The sequence below is a fragment of the Streptomyces sp. NPDC093252 genome, from assembly GCF_040683675.1.
Lineage (GTDB): Bacteria > Actinomycetota > Actinomycetes > Streptomycetales > Streptomycetaceae > Streptomyces.
Map to the genome: position 1 here is coordinate 52,526 of NZ_JBFBEM010000025.1, position 20,556 is coordinate 73,081.

Below are 20,556 nucleotides of genomic sequence, written 5' to 3' on the forward strand. Positions count from 1 at the left end.
CCGGGGTAGAGCCAGAGGTCGCCGGTCGTGTCGTTGCGGGTGATGATGTCTTGTCGGCCGTCGCGGTCCCAGTCGGCGATGCCGAAGGGTGTGAAAGCGCCGGTCACCGCCTGAGCCGCGGAGGGAGCAAGCAGCAGCAGGCCGACGGCGAGCAGGACAGAGGTAACCACCCCAGTCAGTCGCTTGAAAATCACTGTTCCTCCGTAAGTAGGCTTGTGATGCCGGTACGGGCGGGCTCGCGTGCAGGGTGCGGTGGTGCCCTGGCAATCTCCTGACATGCCTCTTTCCCCCACTCAGCCTTGGGCCAGACCAGCCGCTGGCGACGCGCAGACCGAAATCGCCGTCGCGGCGGCGCTGGTGCAGCCGGAGACGCTGATGCCAAGTGACCGTGCCGTTGCAGTGGTTCGTGCAGCGAAACCTGCGCGGAGGGAAGGCCGAAGGCCATAGTGACGCGCAGGAAGTACACGGCCCATAGTGCAGGCGCTGGCGCATCCCCGTCCCCGGCAGTACAGCAGGCGACACCTGGAATTTACCCGTCCGGCCCGCTCTGTGGCGGTGGCCCACCGCCGTACATGAACAGCGCCACCACGCGCACCCGTAGCCTCTGCCGACGCTGCGGCACACCACGACGCCTGTCGCCTGTCGACCAGTGCCTGGTATCTCATGCACGAAGGCCGCGCGGTTGACCACGGACCTGCCTGCCCTCCGCAGCCGCCGCCCGCCCCCATCCCTCGATCCGCAGGGCGGTGACATCGGCGGAGATGGTGAAGGCGGCGGTCGGGGTTCGCGGAACGCGGAGGTCACCGCCTGGGCCAGTGACGCGTTGGCGGCTTCCTCGGGGACGGGGTGGCAGTATGCGCCGCAGGGCTTGTGGCTTCGCGCGCGTCGACTCACCATGTACGAGAAGCGATGCTTCACCGGGGGGCTGGCGTGCCTGAAGACTCAGCTTCACCACCGCGATTGATCGTGACCTCCGGCCGGCCTGCCGGAGGGGTCTTCGACATTCCGGATGGGTATTGCGAGATCGGCAAACTGCCGGTCAGTAGAGTCCGGCTTGAACAGGACGAAGTGAGCCGACGGCATGCTTCACTCACCCGCGCCGGGAACAACGTCGTTGTCCAGGACTTGGGCTCGACCAACGGCACGTACGTCAACGGACGGCGGCTCCACGGCTCGCTGACGCTTCGCGATGGCGACCGGCTGCGAGTCGGCGTCGCGGAGTTGCGATTCTCCTGGCCGCAGGTACCGCGCCCGACGGCGAGTTACGGCTTTCACGATGTGCATGGCCCGGCCAACGCAGGCAACGGGCAGCAGTATGTGGCGGGACGGGACCAGTTCGTTGCGGCACGGGACATCTACGGGGATGACCGCCGGGTGATCGTTCACGCTGATCACAACGACACCGACGAGGTCTTCCAAGGCCAGGGGTTCGGCCGTTTCCATACGATCCTCGGGTCTGTGATCGCGATGGCCGGATTCGTCCTCTTCGGGTACGTCGTCCTCAGCTTCATTGTCGGCGTCGGCCCCGACATGCCTGAGGAGAATCCCTACGCTGAGAAGAAGCTGTTCGGAGTGCCGATGATTGCCCTGGGATCGGGCGCCTTCTTCTTCGGGGGAGTGCTGTCCACCATCGGCCGGGGAATGTCGAGGGCTGCCCGCAAACGCCTGGAGGAGATCGAGTACCGCAACCGGATACGCCGCCCGAGACAACTCTGATCAGCCACACCCGGCCCTCCCCGGCCGCTGAGCAAGTCACGGAGTACTGATGATCATGACCGGCGACAGCTACCACTTTGGCGACGTGCGAGGCCCCGTGAACGCGGGCAGCGGACAGCAGTATGTGACCGGCCGTGATCAGACCGTGCACCAAGCGGATCGTGAGTGGCTGCTCTCGGAGATTGACGCACTGCGGCAGGCCCTGGACGGGCTGAGACTCAACGCCCAGGAGCGGCGGACCGCTGAGGGTGAACTCCACGCCGTCGGGTTCGCACTGGACCGCGATAAACCCGACCGTGAAGGAGCCGCACGCAGCCTTGAGGCATTCACCACCAGGTTGCAGGCCGCAGGAGTTCTCGCCTCTGCGGGGGCTTCTGTGGTGGGAGCCCTCAGTTCGATCGCGCACTGGGTGGGGCCGTCCGCAGCGAGTGTTCTGGCGCTGCTGTAAGGCACATGCGCGACTACGCTTCGCCTCAGAGACCCTTGATGCCATGCCATGCCATGCCATGCCATGCCATGCCATGCCATGCCATGCCATGCCGGTTCGGCCCGGCCGCCCGCCGTGATGAGCCTGCCCGGCCCGAGTATGGAATGCCCCCGGAATCAACACCAAGGTTCCAGCGGTCGCCGCAATACCCCAGCTCAAGGAATGCGATGGACTTCGAGATCCGTTGCGGCGGGTGAAGGTGCGAGGGACGGGCCTGTCGCAGGCCGTCGCCCGGTTCGGGGGCGGCCTGCTGCCGGTGACCTGCGGTTCGTGGATGGGTGCGCCACCGGCATCACCGTCGAGGACGCCCTGCCCAGGAGAGCCAGTACCAGGTACACCGGGCGGGATCGCGCAGACTGGCAGGATGGGACGTCGATCCACTGTTCCCCGTACCCATGAGCTGGGTGAGTTCCTGCGATCAGCGACGCACGCCCCCAACGCGGTCTCTTCGCCCAGGTGGAGACAGCGGCCCGGTGGGCCGGGCATGGAGCGGTGCTGGACGCGACGCATCGGGTGAGGACGTGAATCTGATGCGACCGCAGAACGACGACCCCGACGCCGCCCGCCGGTGACAGACGCCGCGACGGCGGTCCGGCGGCGTCGGGGGATGTGCTGGTATCAGACCATGGACAACAAGCGGCGCGTGCTGATCATCGCCTACGACGACGTGCAGATCCTCGACATCGCCTGTCCCAGCGGCGCGTTGGACATCGCCAACCGCTACGGCGCCGAGCCGCCGTACTCCATCGAGCTGGGGACCCTGGGCCGTCGGGCCGCCCGTAGCTCGGCGGGGATCCTGATGGCAGCCGGGCAGCGGCTGGAGACGGTCGCGGGGCGTCTGGACACCCTGTTCGTGGTGGGCGGCATCGGCTGTGAGGACGCGGCGTCGGACGAGCGCCTGCTGGGCCAGGTACGCCGGCTGGCCGGCCTCAGCCGACGGGTCGCCTCCGTCTGCACCGGTGCCTATGTGCTCGCCGCCGCCGGGCTGCTGGACCATCGGCGGGCGACGACCCATTGGGGCTGGGGCGAGCGACTCGCCGAGCGTCATCCCGCCGTGGCCGTGGACGTGGCCCCGCTCTACATCCGCGACGGCGACGTCTACACCTCGGCCGGCGTCACGAGCGCACTCGATCTGACGCTGGCCCTGATCGAGGACGACCACGGCCCGACGCTGGCCCGCGCCGTCGCCCGGGAACTCGTCACGCACCTGCACCGCCCGGCCGATCAGGCCCAGATCTCCCTGTTCCTGGCCGCGCCACCGCCGGAGGACCGCCTGGTGCGGGACCTGATGGGGCACATATCCGGTCACCTGGCCGAAGACCTCACCCCGACCGCCCTGGCGGCGCGGGCGGGCGTCAGCCCCCGGCACCTGGCGCGCCTGTTCACCGCACATCTCGGCACGACCCCGGCACGGGCCGTACGCGCGGCACGTACCGACGCGGCGGTCCACCTGGCCCGATCCAGCGGACTGTCCATGGCGGCGATCGCCCGGCGCTGCGGATTCGGGTCGGCACAAACCCTGCGGCAGGCGTTCCTCGACCACTACGGCGTCACGGGGGACACGCTTCGCAGGAATCCGGACATGCCGGCTGCGCGCGTCACCCCGAAGCAGAAGACTCCCGCCCCATGAAGCAACCGACGACACGAAGAACCGTCCTCCGCTCAGCCGTGGCCACAGCCGCTCTCGCCGCCACGGCTACGGCTACGGCCAAGGCGGCGCACGCCGCCCCGCAGGCCGACACGGGACCGACCACCGGACCGAAAACCGGACCAAGGACCGGACCAAGGACGGGACCGAAGATCGGAATCCTCCTGTACGACGGCTATGGCCTGCTGGACCCGACCGGCCCGGCCGAGGTGCTGTCCCGGCTGCCGGACGCGACCGTGACGATGATCGCCGAACGGCGCGGCCCGGTCCGCACGGACACCGCGGACGTGGCCGTGGTCGCTGACCGGTCCATCGACGAAGTGGACCGCCTCGATGTCCTCCTCGTCCCCGGCGCCGGCAACCGCGGCACCATCGCCGCGATGAACAACGAGGCGCTCCTGCGCTGGATCCGCCGGATCCACCGGCACAGCCGGTGGACGGCCTCCGTATGCACCGGCAGCATCATCCTCGCCGCGGCCGGACTGCTGGACGGACGACGGGCGACGACCTACTGGGCATCCGCCGAGTACCTCCAGTCCACCTACGACGTGACCTACCTGCCGGAGCGCTACGTACGCTCAGGGAAGATCATCACCGCCGCGGGAGTGTCGGCGGGAGTGGACATGTCCCTGTACCTCGCCTCCCTCATCACGGACGAGGACACGGCCAGAGCGATCCAGCTCGCCGTCGAATACGACCCCCAGCCCCCCTTCGACTCCGGCAACGCCACACAAGCCGGCCCTCAACTCAAGCAAAGGGCGCTGGAGTTGCTGGCCGCGTCGCAGGTGTAGCCGAAACCGGGCTCGCCCCGGCAAGGACCGCCCCGCGCCCCGGACCACTGCCTACTCCACCCCGGGCCGGAAGTCTTCGAGGAAGTAGAGGAAGTAGCTGTCGTGCCGGACGCGGAACTGCTTGAGTTCCTCGCCGCCGTGCCGCGGCATCTCCGCGACGCGCTCGAAGTACTCCTCGCGCGGCGCGCCCGGGGAGAAGAGCATGAGCATGGACATGGGCTCGCCGGTCACATTCCTGAAGGCGTGCAGGCCGCCGACCGGTACGCTTGTCGGATGACGACCGCACCGGAGGCCCCCGCCCCGTTACGGTCCGTGTCGTTGGAGATCACCAGGCAGTGCCAGGTCACCTGCCCCGCCCATTGCTACGCCCAAGCGGGACCCTCCCGCGATCATGGCAGTATGTCCGGCGCGGACTGGTGCCGCTGATCGACGAGGCAGCCGCCCTTGGCACGACCAGCAGCCACTTGATCGGCGGGGAACTGACCCGGCATCCGGACTTCGCCATCATCCTCGAATACGCACTGCGGGCGGGCTTGCGCATGCGGGTGTTCTCCAACCTCGTCCGGGTCCGTGACGCTCACTGGAAGCTGCTCGAGCACCCCCGCATCGATCTCGCGACCTCCGTCTACAGCGACGACCCGGTCGAGCACGACACGATCACCGCACGGCGCGGTTCCCACGCGGCGACCCGGGCAGGCATCGTCAAGGCACCGCGCCACGGGTGCCGGGTGAGGGTCAGCATCATCGATCTGGGCGCTGGCCAGCGCGTCGCCCAGGCCCGCGCAGACACGAAAGGGCTGGTTCGCCGAGCCGTGGGACGGCCGGGGCGATGGGGCGCACGACGTTCACCAAGTCCGCTTCTTGTTCGTGCCGTCGGCGGTCCGTCGGGCTTGGTCTGCGGTCGCCTGTGCCTTCTTTATCCGCCTTTCGTGGTCCGCTATGAACTCTCCGCCATCCGCCCCGCTGTCCCCGAGGATTTTGTCGATGCGCTTCTTCAGCGTCAACCCATGGAGTCCTTTTTCTTTACATCGAGATATTAGTCGACGTCGAAAAGCGTCTTCTCCATGTTGAAGAGCTTCGGGTCGAAATGCGCTACAATGAACTCCGTGGCCATGCCGTTGATTTCTGGTTTGACAATATTGGTCGAGTGGGCGACGCTGACGAGTTCGGCTTTGATGGGGCTGATGTTCTCTTCCGCGTAGCCCAGTCGTTTCCCGAAATCTTCGTAGGCTCCCATGCGTCCTCTCCCTCATGACGGCAGCCCTTCACGAGATTTCTCGTGAAGGGCTGTTCGGCTGGCTGCTCCTGCGATCAGTCGGCCTCGATCTTCCACCCCTGAACTGCCTGGATTCTGATAAAGCCAGGTCCGGGGATGACAGCGGTTCCGCGTGTGCTTCCCTCGCGATCCATGGAGATTCTCTCGCCGTTTTCGAAAGAGAAGAATTCCAGACTGCGGTGACCGTGTTTGTAGGCTGGAAAATCAAATCGTATGCTGCGTTCTTCACCCCGCCAGGCGAGAACCTCTCCCCCGGTTCCGGTGACTCTTCCCCGCAGCGGGCGTAGGTCGTCTATGGCAACCCGATCCAGATGCCACCTGGCGAAGCCGTTTCCCTCGCTGCTTCCGCGTTGAATTTTCACATGGGTGTACTTGGCCGGCAGGACGAACTGGATGGGTGCGGTACCGGTGGTTTGGAGCAGCATCGGGTCTTCGTCGTACATACCGCGTGTATCGATGACCGGATGGACGAAGAATCCAGTGACCGGCCCCCGCGACCGGACGACGAGAACAGCCGGAGTGTTGGCAGGTCTGGTCACCGGGACCACTTTCCCGCGCCAGCCGCCTGTCGGAAATCCCTCAAATACCATCTGCGTCCTCCTGTGGTGGCTCGGCCTCTTCAGCCGAGGGCGTTGTGGCGGGCGGCGAAGGCGCGGAGGTCCGGCAGTCTCTGGGGCTGCGGGGAGTACAGCAGGTCGGTGGTGAGGGCGCGCAGGGAGGGGCGGCGGAGTTCTTCCGGGGCGATGTGTTCGATGGCGCGGAGGTGGGCGTACGTCTGGTCGGGGTGGCCGATGCTGTGCCACATGCGGGCGCTGTCGGTGTGGTAGCGGGCCTTGTGTTCGGGGGTGGGGAGGTGGTCGGCGTTGATGCGGCGTGCGTGGGTGACGGCGTCGTCGGGGGTGCCGAGCCGGGTGTGGACTCCGATGCGGTACAGGTCGACCTGGGCGGGGCTGGCGGTGATGGTGAACAGGCCCTGCTGGGGCTGGTCGCCCGGAATGCGCTGGACGGTCTCGTCGGCTTCGTCGACCAGAGCGAGGGCGGTGCTGCGATGTCCGTTGCAGGCGGCGGTGTATCCGGCGGTCAGCAGCAGGCAGGTCTTCGCCGCCAGCACGGCCGGGGGAGGGTCACCGCGGTGGTGGTCGAATGTGAGTGCGGTGCGGGTGAGGAATCCGGCGGCTTCCTCACCCTTGCCGGCCCGGCGGAACGTGATCGCGCCCATCCGCGCGGCCTCGCTGATGACCTGGGGGTCGCCGCTGGCGCGGTCGGCGGCGGCCCACGCCGATTCGGAGGAGTCCTTGACGGCGAGTTCGGTGGCCAGCACGTAGGCGCGGGCGACGGCAGCGTGGACCTGGTCGCGGGCGTGCCCGGGGCGGGTGTGATCGCGGGTGGCCGCTGCTGTGGCGATCAGGGGTGGCAGGGCCTGGCCGAGGTCCTGGTATCGGGTGGTGCTGAAGGCCGCGCGTGCCCTGGCGAGCCTGTGGACCAGGTCGGCGTACGGGACGGGCCGGGCGGCGGGGGGTTCGAACAGAGCCTGCTCCAGCAGGGCTGTCGGCGCCACGGCCCCAGTGGCGCGAGTCGGCGAGGCGGCCAGGACAGGGGCGGCGATGCCCATGGCACCGGTCACGAGGTCACGTTGCTTCACATCGTCCTCCGTGTCCGCCGGGCCGGGTGCCGCGCCCACCCTAGTGGCGGCCGTGGGACTTGCGGGGACGGAGCGTGTGGTTCCACCTGTGCGGGTTGCAGCCGGGGGTGTGGCCTGGGAGGTGAGGCCGGGCGGATGCCGAGCCCGGCGGTGACGCGGCCGAGGACGCCGGCGCTGGTCACGGCCCGAACCCCGCGCTCGATGGCGCCGATGTCCGACTGGGCGAGCCCGGTCGCGGCGCCGAGTCTGCTCTGACTGGCCCCCGTGTACTGGCGGACCAGACGGAAGACGGTGCCGATATCGCGTTCGGTGAGGGCGCGGCGCATCGCGGGGCGGTCCCACAGTTCGTGCGGGACGGTCAGGTCGGGGCGCACGAGTCCTCCCCCAGGGCCGGGCACCGGGCAGGGACCGGACCAGCGTAGGAGTCGGCGGGCCCGCTGTCAGCGGCGCGCAGCGAAGTGCAGGGCGCGGCCCCAAGGGGTTTCTGGAGGCGCTGAGCGAGCCCGGCGCGACGGTGGTCGGAGCGGCCGGTAGCGGTGAGAGTGACGCTGGCAGCGATCTATCAGCGTCGCCGCAGAGACGAGGGATTCGCCGAAGCGATGAGAAGGGCACGTACGGTGGGGGAGCGCCCCGCTGACAATGCGGCCCAGGGCCGAGGGCGATGCCGGAGCCGGAGCGCATAGCGGTCCACCGGTCGGGAAGGCGTACCCCGGGGAGGTCCTGCGGGTCGGCCTGGGCAGCGCGCAGGCTGTGCGGCGCCCCGGGGTCGGCCGCGAAGGCGGCAACCCGGCCCTGTGCGCGCTCTGCGGGCGGGCAGCGTCGATCTCGCCCTGCTGTCGTCGGCGCCGCCGTTTCGTGCCCCGGATGCCGAGTCCCCGCCTCTGGAGGTGCAGACGCTCACCGAGCGTGCCCTGTGCCTGGCGTGCCCGCAGCGCAGCCGCTGGCCCGCGGTGACTACGTCGACATGGCCGACCTGCGGGGACAGCGGTGGATCGCCGGTGCCTCGTCCGGTGCGGACCGCCTCCTGGGGGTGTGGCCGGGCCTGGACGAGCGGCCCGAGATCGCGCACACCGCCTGGGACTGGCTGGCGAAACTGCACCTGGTCGCGGTCGGCCGCGGAGTCACCACCGTGCCCTCCGCGCTGGCTGCGGCCGCATCGCCCGGCGTGCGTGTCCTGCCGGTGCGTGGCGGCCCGCGGGAGACCCGGCGCCTGCTCCTGGCCCGGCTGCCGCAAGAACTGGCTGAACCGGTCGTCCGCGCTGGCACGGTCTGCTGAACGACGAGGAGGCCGTACGGTGACACGAGGGCACGCAGTACGCGGAGTTGGCGTCGCGCTTCTACCCCGACGCCACCGGAGCGGACCTCGACCTCGGCGTCGACCTGATGAGCTGGTTCTTTGCTTTCGACGACCTTTTCGACGGTCCGAGCGGTACGGACCCCGCCGGGGCCCAGGCCCTTGTGTGCAGCACCATGGAGGTGCTGCGGCGGCCCGCCAGGCGTTCCGCCGTGCCCGTCGTGCGGGCCTTCTCCGATCTGTGGCGGCGCAGCGGTGAGGGGATGTCCTCTTCCTGGCGCCATCGTGCGGCAGGGCATTGGCGTGCCTACCTCCAGGGGTATGTCACCGAGGCGGTACACCGGCACCGCGATGTCATGCTCACGGTGGAGGAGCATCTGCGGTTGCGCCGGGAGACCATCGGTGTCCTTCCGACGGTGGACCTCGCCGAACGGATCGGCCGCTTCGAAGTGCCCGGACCGATCCACGCCAGCTCATGGGCTGCGGAGATGCTGGCGATCGCCGCAGAGGTGGACACCATCCACAACGACCTCTGTTCCGCGGAGAAGGAAGAAGCCCGCGGTGGGATACACAACCTGCTGGTCATCCTGGAACGGGCGGGAACACCGCACCCGCGTCGAGGCCGTGGAGGAGATGCGCCGGATGATCCGTTCCCGTACGGAGCGGTTCCTCGTGCTCGAACGCCGGCTGCCCGGTGTACGCACGGGCGGTCCTCAGGACCCGCACCTCGTCGGCCGCCGCTTCCGGATCTCCGACGCCAACCTGGTACCCGCAGCGTCGCCCGCATCGTCCGGGTCCGAGTGATCGACTGATGGCCTCGGACGTCGTGCACCCCAACCCCGCGGTGCCGGTCACCGTGCTTGCCGCCGCCCTGGTTGCAGCACATCGCCCACCTCGGCCTCGGCCGCATCCCTACCGTCCCCGATACCGGCCCGCCGACGGTGATCGGCTCCGGGCCCGTCGCCCTCGGCTGCGTCCTGGAGCTCCGCCGCCGCGGCGCCGACCGGATCGGCGTCGTCACCGGCCGCCGCTACGCGCCGATTGGCCGCGCCCCGTACGCCACCCTCACCCACCCGGAGGCGGTACAGCCCACCGCTCTGGTGATCGACAGTACCGGGGACACCGGCCGGGCGGCCGTGCTGACCGCGCCCGGCGGGATCCTCGGCCTGTTCGGCACCCCGGCCCCGATGCGGCCCTGCCCGCGCGGGACGTGCACCGCAGCGGGGGCGGGGTCGCCGGGATGCAGGAACTCGCGCCCGCCCCACCGGAGAAGTACGGGGAGGCGTTCACCGGGTGAGTGCACTGGATCGCCCGCGCGGTGTACCCGGTTCTGCTGGCCGCGTGGTGCCGGATCTTGCCCGACGGTGGATTGAGGCGCTGATGGGGGCGTTGATCCGCTCCAGGGCGGAAGCGAAGGGGCCGCCCGTGGTCGGGCGGCCCCTTCGGGGCACGGGCCGTACCGTCAGCAGACCCTGAGGGAGGTGATCTTGTCGTTGATCGACGACGGAACGACGGCCAACTGCTCCCGGTGCCGATCCTGAACTGCAGATGCCGGCGTCGCAATCACGCGTTGTCAAAGCACAGTCGTTCGCCCAGTTGGTGATCGCGAGCGTCGACTCGTGGCCCCGGTGCGGATCGACCCTCGAACAGCACGGCGCTCTGGTTGCGGGAGGCACAGCGCTGCATACTGACCGTATGGGGTGGAGGCTAGCCAAAACCCCTACAGGCGGGGGGAGTTGAGGGTGAGAAGAGTCCGGGACGTCGTCCAAGCGGTGGTAGCCCAGCACGCGGTGCACGAACTGCCCCTCGTCGAAGGACTGCTGCGATTCGATGACGAGCGGGCGGTCCGGGTGCTCGGTGGACAAGGGCGACGCAGGGAGCCGCTCGGGTTCGGGTTCGCCGAGGCGGCCGCGCTCGTCACCCCGGTTGTCTGGCTGGTCCTTGACCAAGTCGCCCGCCGGGGGCTCGACGCCGCCACTGACAGCCTGATGGAGCGGTGGCGCAGACGGGTGCGCTGGAGCCTGCGCCTCGGGCCGGGCGAACCCCCCGTGGAGCTCCCTGCGTTGGACCAAGCCCAGTTGGCCCGCGTACGGGAGCGTGTCCTGGAGCGTGCGGTGGAGCGGGGGATGAGCAGCGAAGAGGCCGAGGCGCTGGCGGACGGTGTGATAGCCCGGCTGGCGACGGAACCGCCGGGGCCGGGCGAGGTCTCCGCGCCTCGAGAACCCCCCCGCCGCGCCCACCTCACCCGCCTCGTCCTAGGCGGGCCGGTGCGGTACGCGATGCCCTGGCGCCCGCGGTCCGGTGTCACCGACACGGGGCTCCGATTCGTGTTGCTGATGGTCCTTGTCGCCGTGTCGAGCATCACGATGCTGGACACCGTCCTGGCGCCCCGTCCCAATGACACCCCGGGCGATGCCCTGGGCTGTCTCCTGGCCGCCGGGGTCGACCCCAACGGGGGAAATCTCGACAACCTGCTCCTGGGCGTCCGCCATGCCACGGTACTGGAAACCTGTATGTCCGGTGTGCCGACGGTGCCCAATGTGAAGGGCCTGGTCGCGGCGTTCTTCCTGCTCGCCGCCGCGGCCGTCGTCTACGCGTGGCTGCCGCGCCGGCGTGACCTGAAGAACCGCACCGTGCCGGTCGGGATGGTGAGCCGCGACACGAGTCTCCAGGACGAACTCGCCCTGCTGCGGGAGCTCAGCGGAACCGCCCCCGGTGTGCGCTTCCGAGTGGATCCGACCCGGACGACTGCCGGTGCCGTGGTGTACGGAAGCGCCGGACGGTACACCGTATGCCTGCACGCGGGACTGGTCGCCCGACGCGGCACCGATCCCGACGGCTTCCGCACCGTCGTCCTCCATGAACTCGCCCATATCCGCAACCGGGACGTGGACTTCGCCTACGGCAGTACCGCGCTGTGGCGCGTCTTCGTCGTACTCGCGCTGCTGCCCTACCTCTTTCAGCAGGGGCGACTCCTGACCAACGGCCTGCTGGGCAGAGACACATCGCCGTTCTGGCCCGGGGCGGCCTCCATCATCACCTACTCCCTGCTGTCCGGGCTCCTGCTGGTGGCGCTCGTGCACCTGGCTCGTGCGGACCTGTTGCGCCGCCGCGAACACCACGCCGACATACAGGCGGTCGCATGGGGCGCCCGTCTCGGAGGCTGGGATCATCCCGACCAGCCCGGTACTGTCGCCACCCCGCTGCGCCGCGTCATCGCGTTGCTGCGTACTCATCCGCGGTGGGCCGAGCGCAGGCGCGTGCTGGACGATCCTGGGCGGATAACCAGGGTGAGCGCCCTGGAGATGTTGCTCACCGGTGTGGGGGCATCTCTTCTCGTCCAAGAGGTTCTCGTGGTGCCCGGCCTGTCCGGGGGCACCGGCGGTGCGCTGTTGACCGCGTTGCTGGTGACTCCGGTACTCTTCCTCGTCCTGAGGCGCTCCGTTGCCTCAGCCGCCCGGTCGGCCGGACGGCGCACGGAAACCGGGGTTCGCGCGGGGCTGTGGCTCGGGGCGGGTCTGGTCGTCGGCGCCTTCGTCGGCGGCGGCGGGAACAGCGGCACCGAATGGCTGATCGCGCAGCCGGTGTACTTGTTGGCGTTGATGGTCACCGCGGTCGTATCGGCGGTCTGGACGGCACAGTTCTGCCGACTGACACTCCTCCTTCCCGGGAAGCTGTTACGCATCGCGACGGTCCTGCTGAATTTCCTGGTGACGCTGGCCCTGCTGTGGGGCGGGCTGCACTGGTGGCATAGCACGGGCCGTGTGCTGGCGATGGGCATCGCCGTTCACGACGGAGCGCTCACCGCCCTGATCAAGGAGGAGTTCCCGGGGCCGTGGGGGCTGTATCCGCACGATCTGTCGGTCATCAGCGCTGTCTCACCGGTCCTGATAATGCTGAACAGGGAGGTGCTGGCTGCCGCGGCCCTCCTGATGTCGCTCGTCCCGCTGCTGCTGCACGTCCGGGTGCGCGGTACCGGCCTTCGCCTGCGCAGGACGCTGATGGCCGGTCTCGCGGGCGGGCTGGTGTCCTGGGCCGGACTCGCCGCGGCGGCCTACGCCTTGCGGGCGCGGCGGCCGGTCACCTTTGATCAGCGCGTGGGAGCTTTCCAGTATGTCCACATGTGGTGGCAGATCGCGGCCCTCATGGGGGCCTGCCTGGTCACGGCCTCCGTCGTGGCCGGAGTGTCCCGCAGGTACTGGTTGCTGCGTGCTCTCCTCGCCGCACAGGTGGTTCAGTTCATGGCGTACGCGGCAGTTTTCGCGCTGGCCGCTGCCGACGGTTGCCTCGGCCCACTCAACAAACTCGGCGACCGCTGCCACTGGCTGCCGGAGAACGGCCGGATCTCGGCGGAGCTGACGGCCGCGCAGTCGCTGACCGCCATCGTTTTCCTCTCGGCCTGCGCGGGGTTGGCCGGCGCGGCGGTGGGCCGCATCGCCCACAGGCACCGGCCGACGGCCTCCCCCTCCCAGCCCTCGGCACAGGCATCGCCGGAGATCCGTCCCTGGCCCGCGGTGCTGAGACGGAGCACCATCCTCGTCCTGGGCGTACCCGCCTGCCTGCTCACCGTCCTGACCCGCACCGACGACGCCGACTCGGCGCAGTCCTCCGCCGTGGACCAGAGATTCGCCGAGCTCTTCGACACCCCGCAGACGGCGCGGGTCGCGAAGGTACGGGAATGGCAGGCGGCGGCATGGCTCACCAAGGGCGGCCTCGACCGGATCGAAGGCATGGGCGACGCCTTCATCGCACTCGGCGACGCCCTCACCGAGGCCGCCGACCAGGAACCGGACACCAACGGGAAGATCCGTCTGGACGAAACGAAGTTCAGTCGCCTCTGCGGCACTCTCGGCGGGCGGGCCGCACAAGCGCGGAAGTACTTTCCCGTCCCCTTCAAGGAATTGCAGCAGCCCTGGTCAGATGCGCTGAGCCAGCTCCAGAGCGGCAGCCGTACCTGCCAGGACGCGATGGCCATGGGTGAGGACGCGAAGTACGCGACGGACGCGGAACGCAGCCTGCGCTTTGAGCAGTCGCTCGATGACATGGGCGCCGGCGTGGGCGCCCTCACCGATGTGCTGGAGAAGCTCGACGCGATGGCGTTTCCGTCCAAAGACGGAGCGTGAGGCGGTGTTGCCCACTGACGTTCCGCTCGCCGGGATGTGTTCTGCCCGTTCAGGCCGGATGAGTGGGCTTCACTACCTCACGATCCGTTCGCGCGAAGACCTGGACGGCACCGCTGTCAGCCGCCCGAGTCGGGCGCCGTGCGCAGCATGTGGCGGGCCATCAGCGAACAGCAGGTTCGGCCAGCGCTGTCGACGGGCAGCGTGCTCAGGAAACCGACGTTTCCCCGGGATCCTGGACACGCCGCGAGGGCTTGGTCTTGCCGGTAGCGCAGGCGGGTCTCGTGGGGCGTGAGATAGCCCCAGTGGATCTGCCTGCGCAGGCGGCGTCTGTTGTAGAAGGTCTCGATGAAGTCGAAGATGTCGGCGCGGGCGGGTGGCCCGGTCGGTCCAGAAGCGCGTGCCGATCCTTCTTTCTGGACGGCCTAGGTGTATTGACTCGCAGGGTTGTTTACGCGGCTGATGGGTGGGTGTCCGCCGAGGGTGGTGTGGCTGCGATGGTGGTTGTAGGTGTGGAGGAAGTCTGCCAGGGCTTCGGTCCTCTCGTCGTTTGAGGTGGAGGGCCGCTGGTAGGCCCATTCGTCCAGGAGGAAGCGGTTGAAGCGTTCGGGCTTGCCGTTGGTCTGCGGCCGGTAGGGCCGGATCTTGTTGTGCGTGATGCAGGCGGTGGCCGGGGTCCGGGTGACAAGCCTGGCCTTGTAGCAGGAGCCGTTGTCGGTGAGGACCTGCTGGACGGTGATGCCGTGGGCGGCGAAAGACGCGTTCGCCCGTTGCCAGAAGCCCGCGGTGGTGTGCCGGCGTTCGTCGGGCAGGACCTCGCTGTGGGTCGGGCGGGAGTGGTCGTCAACCGCGGAGTGGACCAAGGAACAGCCGATCACCGGTTTGCAGTTCCTGCGCTCACCGGTGGTTGCGAGCTTGTTGTCCATCTCCCACCGGGACTCCCGTCACGGGAGACCACCTGGCTCGTCATCAGCTTCCCCCGGCCCTGCCGCGCGGGCGGGCCGTGGTCCGGAGCCGACGGCTGACGGGAGTGCGCTGGGATGACGGAACCCGTGCGCTCGCGGTGACCTTCGTTCCGGATCTGCCGCCTGGCGTGATCCGAGTCATGCACCGTGATTCGGATCATCGGAGGCCAGTGCATGAAACCGTTGGAGGCCGAGCGCTACCGCCACGGGAAGCCCCGCGCCGCGGCGCTCGTCACGGCCGTCGTGGCGATGGTCACCGGCTTCAGCGCCGCTCCCGCCGGGGCGGTCGGTGAAGGAGGGTGGAGCAACGGCGGAGGCTCCGCCCGGGGCGACGAGGCCGCGGCGTCGTGAACGACCTGGGCGGCGAGTACACCGCCGTCATCGGGAACGACAACCGGATCTGGTGGTCTTTCAACGGGGGACTCTTCCAGCCCGTGTCACAGGGGCACCAGGCGAACTCCGCCCCGGCGATGATCTCCTGGCAGGGCCGGATCACCCTCTTCCACACCGGTATCGACCGCCAGATCTACTACAGCTTCCTCCAGGACCGGTCCTCCAACAGTTGGACGCCGTGGAAGCGGGTCCCCGGAGACGCCGGTCTGGCCGGATCGCCGACCGTGGTGACCTCGGGCAACACCGCCTGCATCAGCGGGGTCCGTGTCGGCGGTGAACTCACCGAGCAGCGGATGACCGCGCAGTGCGGCGGCTTCACCTTCGGGTCCGGCCACCGCAACGACCCCAGCGCCCGGGCCCGCACCGGCCGGGACCTCAATGTCTGGGTGAACCAGTCGACCGACGGCGGCGACACCTTCCAGGGCTGGCGCCGGACCACAGGCGGCCCCGCCCCCTCCAACGCCACCCCCTCCCTCAGCTCCGCCGGAAGCGCGATCACCCTGAGCGTCGCCTGGGACGGCGACAGGGACCCGCGCTTCCCCAACAACGCGATCGTCGGGAAGCAGCTCTACCGCTGAGCACCCGCTCCGAAGCCGCCGCCTGGGGCCGGGGCGCCCTCGGCCGCCATGCGCTACAGCTCCACCCCGGCGCCCCCCGGGGGCGAGCGGCCGTCGGAGCCGTGGTGGAACGCGGGCGGCCGGACCACCGGCCCCTGGACCCCAGGGTGAGGGCGGCCCGGCCGTCCCCCGGGCGAAGACGCCGTCACCCGTGACGGTGGAGGCGGGGCGGGGCGGGACGCCTTGAGGGGACGGTGTCGCCGGCATCGATGCCGGCTCTGGGCATGAGCGTCCTTCTTCCGGTGTCCAGGACGGCAGGGGGCCTGGCCATGTGCGGGATGCGTCCGTCGAGGTGACCCGGTGTCAGGTCGGCGCGGAGGTCTGCGGGTCCCCGATCTCAAGGGTCACCCCGGACAGCGGGAAGCCGACGCAGGTCAGCACCTGGCCCTCGGCCCGCTGCCCGGGGGTGATACCGCTGCCGCCCGCGATCAGCACGAGGTGTCCGGGCGAGTGCGCGCCGGTGTGGAAGGAGCCCGACGGGCCGCGCAGGCCGAGCCGGTCCCCGGGGCGCAGGCCGTGGTGGGCGTACGTGGAGAACAGCCCGCCCTCCACCTGCTTGACGGTGAGTTCCAGCCGGGTCGCGCCGGGCGCGGAGGAGGCGGAGTAGGCGCGCCGCACCTCGCTGCCCGCCACGTCGGCGATCACGGTGAAGAACTGGCCGGGGCGGAAGCCGAAGGGTGTGGCGTCGCCGGCCGGGTCCTCCAGGACGAGGGTGCGGACGGTGGGTGTCTCCTGGCGGATCTCACGGACGCGCACGGCCCGCGGCGGGCTCTCCGCCGCCCCGGCGCGGCCCGCGGGCTCCGGTGGGGCGGCCTCGGGGGTCCGGAGGTCCTCGTACCCTTCCTTGCGCAGTGCGGAGAGGTAGGCGCGGTTCACGGCGCCGCGCATCAGCCGGCTCGCCCCCGGGACGGAGGTGAGGAGTCTGACCACCCAGGCGGATGTCCGCCCGAGCTGCGCCGAGTTGGCCTTGAGGTGGGCGCTGCCCAGGGCCATCATGTCGGGCGGCCGGCCGGGGTCGGTGCGGGCGTCCGGGGTCCACAGGCGCGCGGCGGCCACGGCGCCGTTGCCGGTCACCTCGGCGTGTTCGACGTCGATGAGAAGGGCGAGGTGGGGTGGGGTCCCGCGCAGGGCCATGGTCTCCAGCAGCGCGGCGTCGTCGGTGATCGCGCCGCGTCCCCTGATGTGCAGGACGCCGCTGCGGCCGGGTACCAGGGCGGCGAGTGACAGCCGGTCGTCCTGGAGCACATTGTGCAGACAGTCCGCGCGCCGGTTGCCCCTGCGGTCGGCGAGGGCCAGGGTACGGCCGTCGAGCACACGGGCCACCGCCCCCCGGTCGCCGCGCGGGCTGGTGTCGCTGCCGTTGCCGGAGTCCCAGGTGGACAGGGCGAGGAAGGGCGAGGCGGCGAGGAAGTCGCCCACACCGGGGCCGGTCAGCGGGCCCCCGCCCGCCATCGGCCGGGGTGCCCGGGCGGGGCGGGGCGGCTCCCACAGGCCGGAGCGGATGACGGCCTGTGCGCAGTGCACGTATGCCTCGGTGACGTCCACGGCCGTCTCCCCGTTCCTGCGGACGGCCGCGGTGCCGTTGACCCTCAGCACCTCGCCCACGCCCGGCAGCAGGAAGAACAGCGAGACCGGACCGTGTGCGACGGCGGGCGCGGGGACGGTGAGGGAGAACCGCCCCGGCGAGTGGACCCGCGCGAAGCCGGGCGCGCCGCCGACGAAGGTGGTGCGGGCGGTTCCGTCGGTGTCCCGGTAGCCGAGGGCCGCGACCGGGCTGTGGGCCAGGACGGTACGGCAGCCCTCGTCGAGGGTGCCGATCTGCTTGCGCAGGGTGATCGTGTCCGGGCGGCCGATCACCGCGTCGATCTCTTCGGCCGACGTGAGGTGGCGCGGGCCGTCCGGTCCGGGTGGGTGCTGCCGCGTCTGCATGGAAGGGCCTTTCAGCCGGGAGCGGGCCGTCCTGCTCGCCCTGGGCGGTACGGGGCGCCGCCTCGCCCGGATGCCTCACCCGCCTCGGGGAACCTCGCGTTTCCGCAGTTCATGGCCCTATTGTGAGTAATGGCTCACCTCTTTGGCTACTCGCATTTCGCGCCTCGGAAGGATCAAGGGATGACATCGGCCGACCGGCGCCTCACCCCACGTCGCACGCCTCGCCAGGTGCGTGCCGAACTCACCCGCGAGCGGATTCTCGCCGCCGCGGCTCACGTTTTCGCCCGGCACGGGTATGCCGCGGGGACCACGAACCGCATCGCCGAACAGGCCCGCGTGTCCATCGGCTCGCTGTACCAGTACTTCCCGAACAAGGACGCGATCCTCGCGGAACTGCTGCTCCGGCATATCGGCCAGGACCCCTGGCCGGCCGCTGGACCGGACCTGGCTCCGGGCACGCTGAAGGAGACCGTGCGGGGCCTGGTCCGCGACGCGACCGACCGCCACCGCCACGACCCGCGACTGCTCCGGATCATGATCGAGGAGACGCCGGTCTCCAGCACGATGAGCGAGGCGATCGACCGGCACCGCACAGCACGGGAGCGCCGGGTGCGCGAGGTACTCGCCCGCCATCCCGACGTCCGGGTACAGGATCTCGACGTCGCCGCTCAACTCGTCGTGGGAACGGTGGAAATGAACGTTCACATGACCCTGGCGACCCCGAACGCCGTCAGTGGTAACAGGCTGGAGGGGGAACTGGTCGACATGATCACCCGCTACCTCCGGGGTGACCTGGCCTCGGGCCACCGGGCGTGATGGGGTGACGGTCGTGTTCAGCTTTGCCGCAGACCATGGAGCGCTATCCGTGAGAAGCCTTCAGACCCGTCCCGGAGCCGACGCCCCGTAAGCCACCCACCAGGACCGACAAAGCCCTTCGCCGGCCGCCGCACCCCATGACCCCCGAGGCCGTACTTCCAGCCCGGATGCCGGAGTGGTCCGGGGTCCGGGCGCGGGTCCGCCCGGGCGTGGGCCCGTGTGTGCGGTGGTGGGGGGGGTGCCCCTATCCCTTTGGTCAAGGTGGATGGGGCTGTTCTCGAGCGTCTGGAACGATGTGCTCGTGCATGTTGATGACGGGGCGGTGGCAGTGGGCGGGGACGGATCGGAGTGGACGGGTGCGGTGAGTGAGCGTCTCCGTTGCTGCGTGTGTGGTGGGTCCACAGAGGGTGCCGAGGACTATGTGCTCGTCGAACTGACGGCGAAGTTCTCTGACGCGCGCCAATGGCTGGGTGCGCATGCGGAGCACCTGAACTCCGTCCTTGCGAAGGGGTTCTCCGTGGAGGTTCACGACATGTAGGGCTGCTGTCATCGCCTGCGATCCCGGTTCGCAGGCAGGCTGGTTGCCCTCACTTCGTTCCGGTTGTCCGGGGTTCGTGGAAGGTGCCGTCTCTGAGCATGGCGAACAGGACGTCGGCCCGCCGCCGGGCGAGGCAGAGCAGGGCCTGGGTGTGGTGCTTGTCCAGGGCGGCGAAGATTTCCTCGACCAGCCGCTCGGCCATCCTCGGCGTCTTCGGCCGCAGCAGGGTGATCAGCCGCCGACGGCCGGCCTTGCGGATCTGGGCCGGTGACCCGAACCGTTGCAGCAGCGTGAGGACGGCCGGATGCTGCAACCGCGGCCCCAGGAACCGTTCCAGCGACAGCCGGCCGAGCTCCGGCTTCCTCCGCTTCGCACTGCTCACCGGCACCGCCCCGGAAGAGCCACTGCACACCCGGGTCGACGAGCTGACCGCGTCCTACTGGAGAACCACCTCACGCGAACTCCCTGCTCGGCAAAGGGCAGTGCACCTGCTCGACCAGATGCTGACCTGGCTCCGGTGGAAAACAATTCCCCACCTCGCCGAATGACCACGCCAGTCACCGTACGCCTCGAACGGCACGCGGAAACGACGACGAAGTCCCAACGTGTTCACGCATCACGGTTATATCCGACAATTCCCAGACCAGTTCTGCCGGATGCGGGCGGGATGCTTCATTGGGGTCATTCCATCGAAGGTGACAAACTATTTCTGGAGAAGCGGGACAACGGCAGGTGGACCGTCTCCGTCTTCCGGAGGAACTGGGCAGACTGGTGTGAGTTCGACGAGCCGGTCGACGACTGGTTGGTGGCGGTTTTCGAGGGGCGAACGGCGACGGAATGGATGCCCGAGTGGCCCACCACCCACTGGTTCGAAGCGGGTTGAGGGGGTTGACGGCCCTTCACCGCTGCCAGGAAAGGGCCTCGATCGACGCAATGTCGCCCTCCGCCAGCAGACGGAAGAGCCGAAGAGTCTCCTCGCGGGAGACCTCTCGCATCTCCACGGGAGCTACCGAGCCGTCCTCCGTGTTCTCCCAGACCAGCAGACCGCTACGGAAAGTACTGAGGCACCACCCGCTCTCATGTGAGAGCGACACGTCCGGATGCTCGTCGTCGGCGTTCGCCAAGCCGTCCAGGACTCGCCCCATCGCTTCCGGATCAGGCCCATCGACCGTCCCGCCCATGACGTCGTACATGAAGTAGCTCATGGGCCAATTACCTCACGTGGTGATCCAGGGGACACTGCCCGGCCTTCATTGGCCACCTGCACCGCAACGGCTGCGACCGGGCCCACCCGGCCCGGGGGACGGGAGGGCCCTTCTGTGGG

Annotated in this window: 17 protein-coding genes and 4 pseudogenes; 11 read left to right on the plus strand and 10 right to left on the minus strand. The window is 69.5% G+C overall.

Annotated features, from left to right (window positions below; genetic code table 11):
• Positions 1-194: pseudogene (locus AB0O01_RS35465) on the minus strand (VCBS repeat-containing protein); the annotation flags it as partial.
• Between the two features lie 772 nt (positions 195-966).
• Here AB0O01_RS35465 and AB0O01_RS35470 point away from each other — a divergent pair.
• The 4 genes from AB0O01_RS35470 (at position 967) to AB0O01_RS35485 (ending at position 4,642) form a co-directional block, all read left to right on the plus strand.
• Positions 967-1,716: an FHA domain-containing protein gene (locus AB0O01_RS35470; protein WP_365320132.1), complete on the plus strand. Its 750-nt coding sequence runs from the start codon at positions 967-969 to the stop codon at positions 1,714-1,716.
• A 49-nt stretch (positions 1,717-1,765) separates the two neighbouring features.
• Entirely contained in the window at positions 1,766-2,164 is a 399-nt protein-coding gene (locus tag AB0O01_RS35475; protein WP_365320092.1) for a hypothetical protein, read from the plus strand.
• Between the two features lie 664 nt (positions 2,165-2,828).
• Positions 2,829-3,833, plus strand: a complete 1,005-nt coding sequence (locus AB0O01_RS35480) for a DJ-1/PfpI family protein (protein ID WP_365320094.1) — start codon at positions 2,829-2,831, stop codon at positions 3,831-3,833.
• Between the two features lie 38 nt (positions 3,834-3,871).
• The gene (locus AB0O01_RS35485; RefSeq protein ID WP_365320096.1) at positions 3,872-4,642 is read left to right on the plus strand and encodes a DJ-1/PfpI family protein; all 771 of its coding nucleotides are present in this window, start codon (positions 3,872-3,874) and stop codon (positions 4,640-4,642) included.
• A 51-nt stretch (positions 4,643-4,693) separates the two neighbouring features.
• Here the strand turns inward: AB0O01_RS35485 and AB0O01_RS35490 are convergent.
• Positions 4,694-4,906 (minus strand): annotated as a pseudogene (locus AB0O01_RS35490) (cupin); the annotation flags it as partial.
• 152 nt (positions 4,907-5,058) lie between these two features.
• Here AB0O01_RS35490 and AB0O01_RS35495 point away from each other — a divergent pair.
• The gene (locus AB0O01_RS35495; protein ID WP_365320098.1) at positions 5,059-5,682 is read left to right on the plus strand and encodes a hypothetical protein; all 624 of its coding nucleotides are present in this window, start codon (positions 5,059-5,061) and stop codon (positions 5,680-5,682) included.
• On the opposite strand, the gene AB0O01_RS35500 is transcribed toward AB0O01_RS35495, so the two are convergent.
• From AB0O01_RS35500 to AB0O01_RS35515, 4 genes are all read right to left on the minus strand, one after another.
• Positions 5,679-5,879: a hypothetical protein gene (locus AB0O01_RS35500; protein WP_365320100.1), complete on the minus strand. Its 201-nt coding sequence runs from the start codon at positions 5,877-5,879 to the stop codon at positions 5,679-5,681. The genes AB0O01_RS35495 and AB0O01_RS35500 overlap by 4 nt on opposite strands.
• Positions 5,880-5,953: 74 nt before the next feature.
• The gene (locus AB0O01_RS35505) at positions 5,954-6,361 is read right to left on the minus strand and encodes a hypothetical protein (RefSeq protein ID WP_365320102.1); all 408 of its coding nucleotides are present in this window, start codon (positions 6,359-6,361) and stop codon (positions 5,954-5,956) included.
• A 176-nt stretch (positions 6,362-6,537) separates the two neighbouring features.
• The gene (locus tag AB0O01_RS35510) at positions 6,538-7,560 is read right to left on the minus strand and encodes a transcriptional regulator (protein ID WP_365320104.1); all 1,023 of its coding nucleotides are present in this window, start codon (positions 7,558-7,560) and stop codon (positions 6,538-6,540) included.
• Complete coding sequence (locus AB0O01_RS35515) at positions 7,557-7,934, minus strand: helix-turn-helix domain-containing protein (RefSeq protein ID WP_365320106.1); 378 nt, start codon at positions 7,932-7,934, stop codon at positions 7,557-7,559. Before AB0O01_RS35515 ends, AB0O01_RS35510 begins: the two co-directional genes overlap by 4 nt.
• Positions 7,935-8,325: 391 nt before the next feature.
• Here AB0O01_RS35515 and AB0O01_RS35520 point away from each other — a divergent pair.
• The 3 genes and pseudogenes from AB0O01_RS35520 to AB0O01_RS35530 form a co-directional block, all read left to right on the plus strand.
• Positions 8,326-8,836, plus strand: a pseudogene (locus AB0O01_RS35520) (LysR substrate-binding domain-containing protein); the annotation flags it as partial.
• A 47-nt stretch (positions 8,837-8,883) separates the two neighbouring features.
• The gene (locus AB0O01_RS35525; protein ID WP_365320108.1) at positions 8,884-9,666 is read left to right on the plus strand and encodes a hypothetical protein; all 783 of its coding nucleotides are present in this window, start codon (positions 8,884-8,886) and stop codon (positions 9,664-9,666) included.
• A gap of 978 nt (positions 9,667-10,644) precedes the next feature.
• Positions 10,645-13,977, plus strand: a complete 3,333-nt coding sequence (locus AB0O01_RS35530) for a M48 family metalloprotease (RefSeq protein ID WP_365320110.1) — start codon at positions 10,645-10,647, stop codon at positions 13,975-13,977.
• A 422-nt stretch (positions 13,978-14,399) separates the two neighbouring features.
• On the opposite strand, the gene AB0O01_RS35535 is transcribed toward AB0O01_RS35530, so the two are convergent.
• Positions 14,400-14,900: an integrase core domain-containing protein gene (locus AB0O01_RS35535; RefSeq protein ID WP_365320112.1), complete on the minus strand. Its 501-nt coding sequence runs from the start codon at positions 14,898-14,900 to the stop codon at positions 14,400-14,402.
• A gap of 213 nt (positions 14,901-15,113) precedes the next feature.
• On the opposite strand from AB0O01_RS35535, the gene AB0O01_RS35540 reads away from it, so the two are divergent.
• Together AB0O01_RS35540 and AB0O01_RS35545 are read left to right on the plus strand one after the other, a co-directional pair.
• Entirely contained in the window at positions 15,114-15,290 is a 177-nt protein-coding gene (locus AB0O01_RS35540; protein ID WP_365320114.1) for a hypothetical protein, read from the plus strand.
• The gene (locus AB0O01_RS35545; protein WP_365320116.1) at positions 15,287-15,910 is read left to right on the plus strand and encodes a hypothetical protein; all 624 of its coding nucleotides are present in this window, start codon (positions 15,287-15,289) and stop codon (positions 15,908-15,910) included. The genes AB0O01_RS35540 and AB0O01_RS35545 overlap by 4 nt, the downstream gene beginning before the upstream one ends.
• Positions 15,911-16,252: 342 nt before the next feature.
• Here AB0O01_RS35545 and AB0O01_RS35550 read toward each other — a convergent pair whose 3' ends face one another.
• Positions 16,253-17,878, minus strand: coding sequence for an FAD-binding oxidoreductase (locus AB0O01_RS35550; RefSeq protein ID WP_365320118.1), 1,626 nt, complete (start codon positions 17,876-17,878; stop codon positions 16,253-16,255).
• A 180-nt stretch (positions 17,879-18,058) separates the two neighbouring features.
• Here AB0O01_RS35550 and AB0O01_RS35555 point away from each other — a divergent pair, with 180 nt between their 5' ends.
• Complete coding sequence (locus AB0O01_RS35555; protein WP_365320120.1) at positions 18,059-18,694, plus strand: TetR/AcrR family transcriptional regulator; 636 nt, start codon at positions 18,059-18,061, stop codon at positions 18,692-18,694.
• A 695-nt stretch (positions 18,695-19,389) separates the two neighbouring features.
• Here AB0O01_RS35555 and AB0O01_RS35560 read toward each other — a convergent pair.
• Together AB0O01_RS35560 and AB0O01_RS35565 are read right to left on the minus strand one after the other, a co-directional pair.
• Positions 19,390-19,572, minus strand: a pseudogene (locus tag AB0O01_RS35560) (IS110 family transposase); the annotation flags it as partial.
• 559 nt (positions 19,573-20,131) lie between these two features.
• Complete coding sequence (locus tag AB0O01_RS35565; RefSeq protein ID WP_365320122.1) at positions 20,132-20,437, minus strand: hypothetical protein; 306 nt, start codon at positions 20,435-20,437, stop codon at positions 20,132-20,134.
• Positions 20,438-20,556 lie beyond the last annotated feature (119 nt).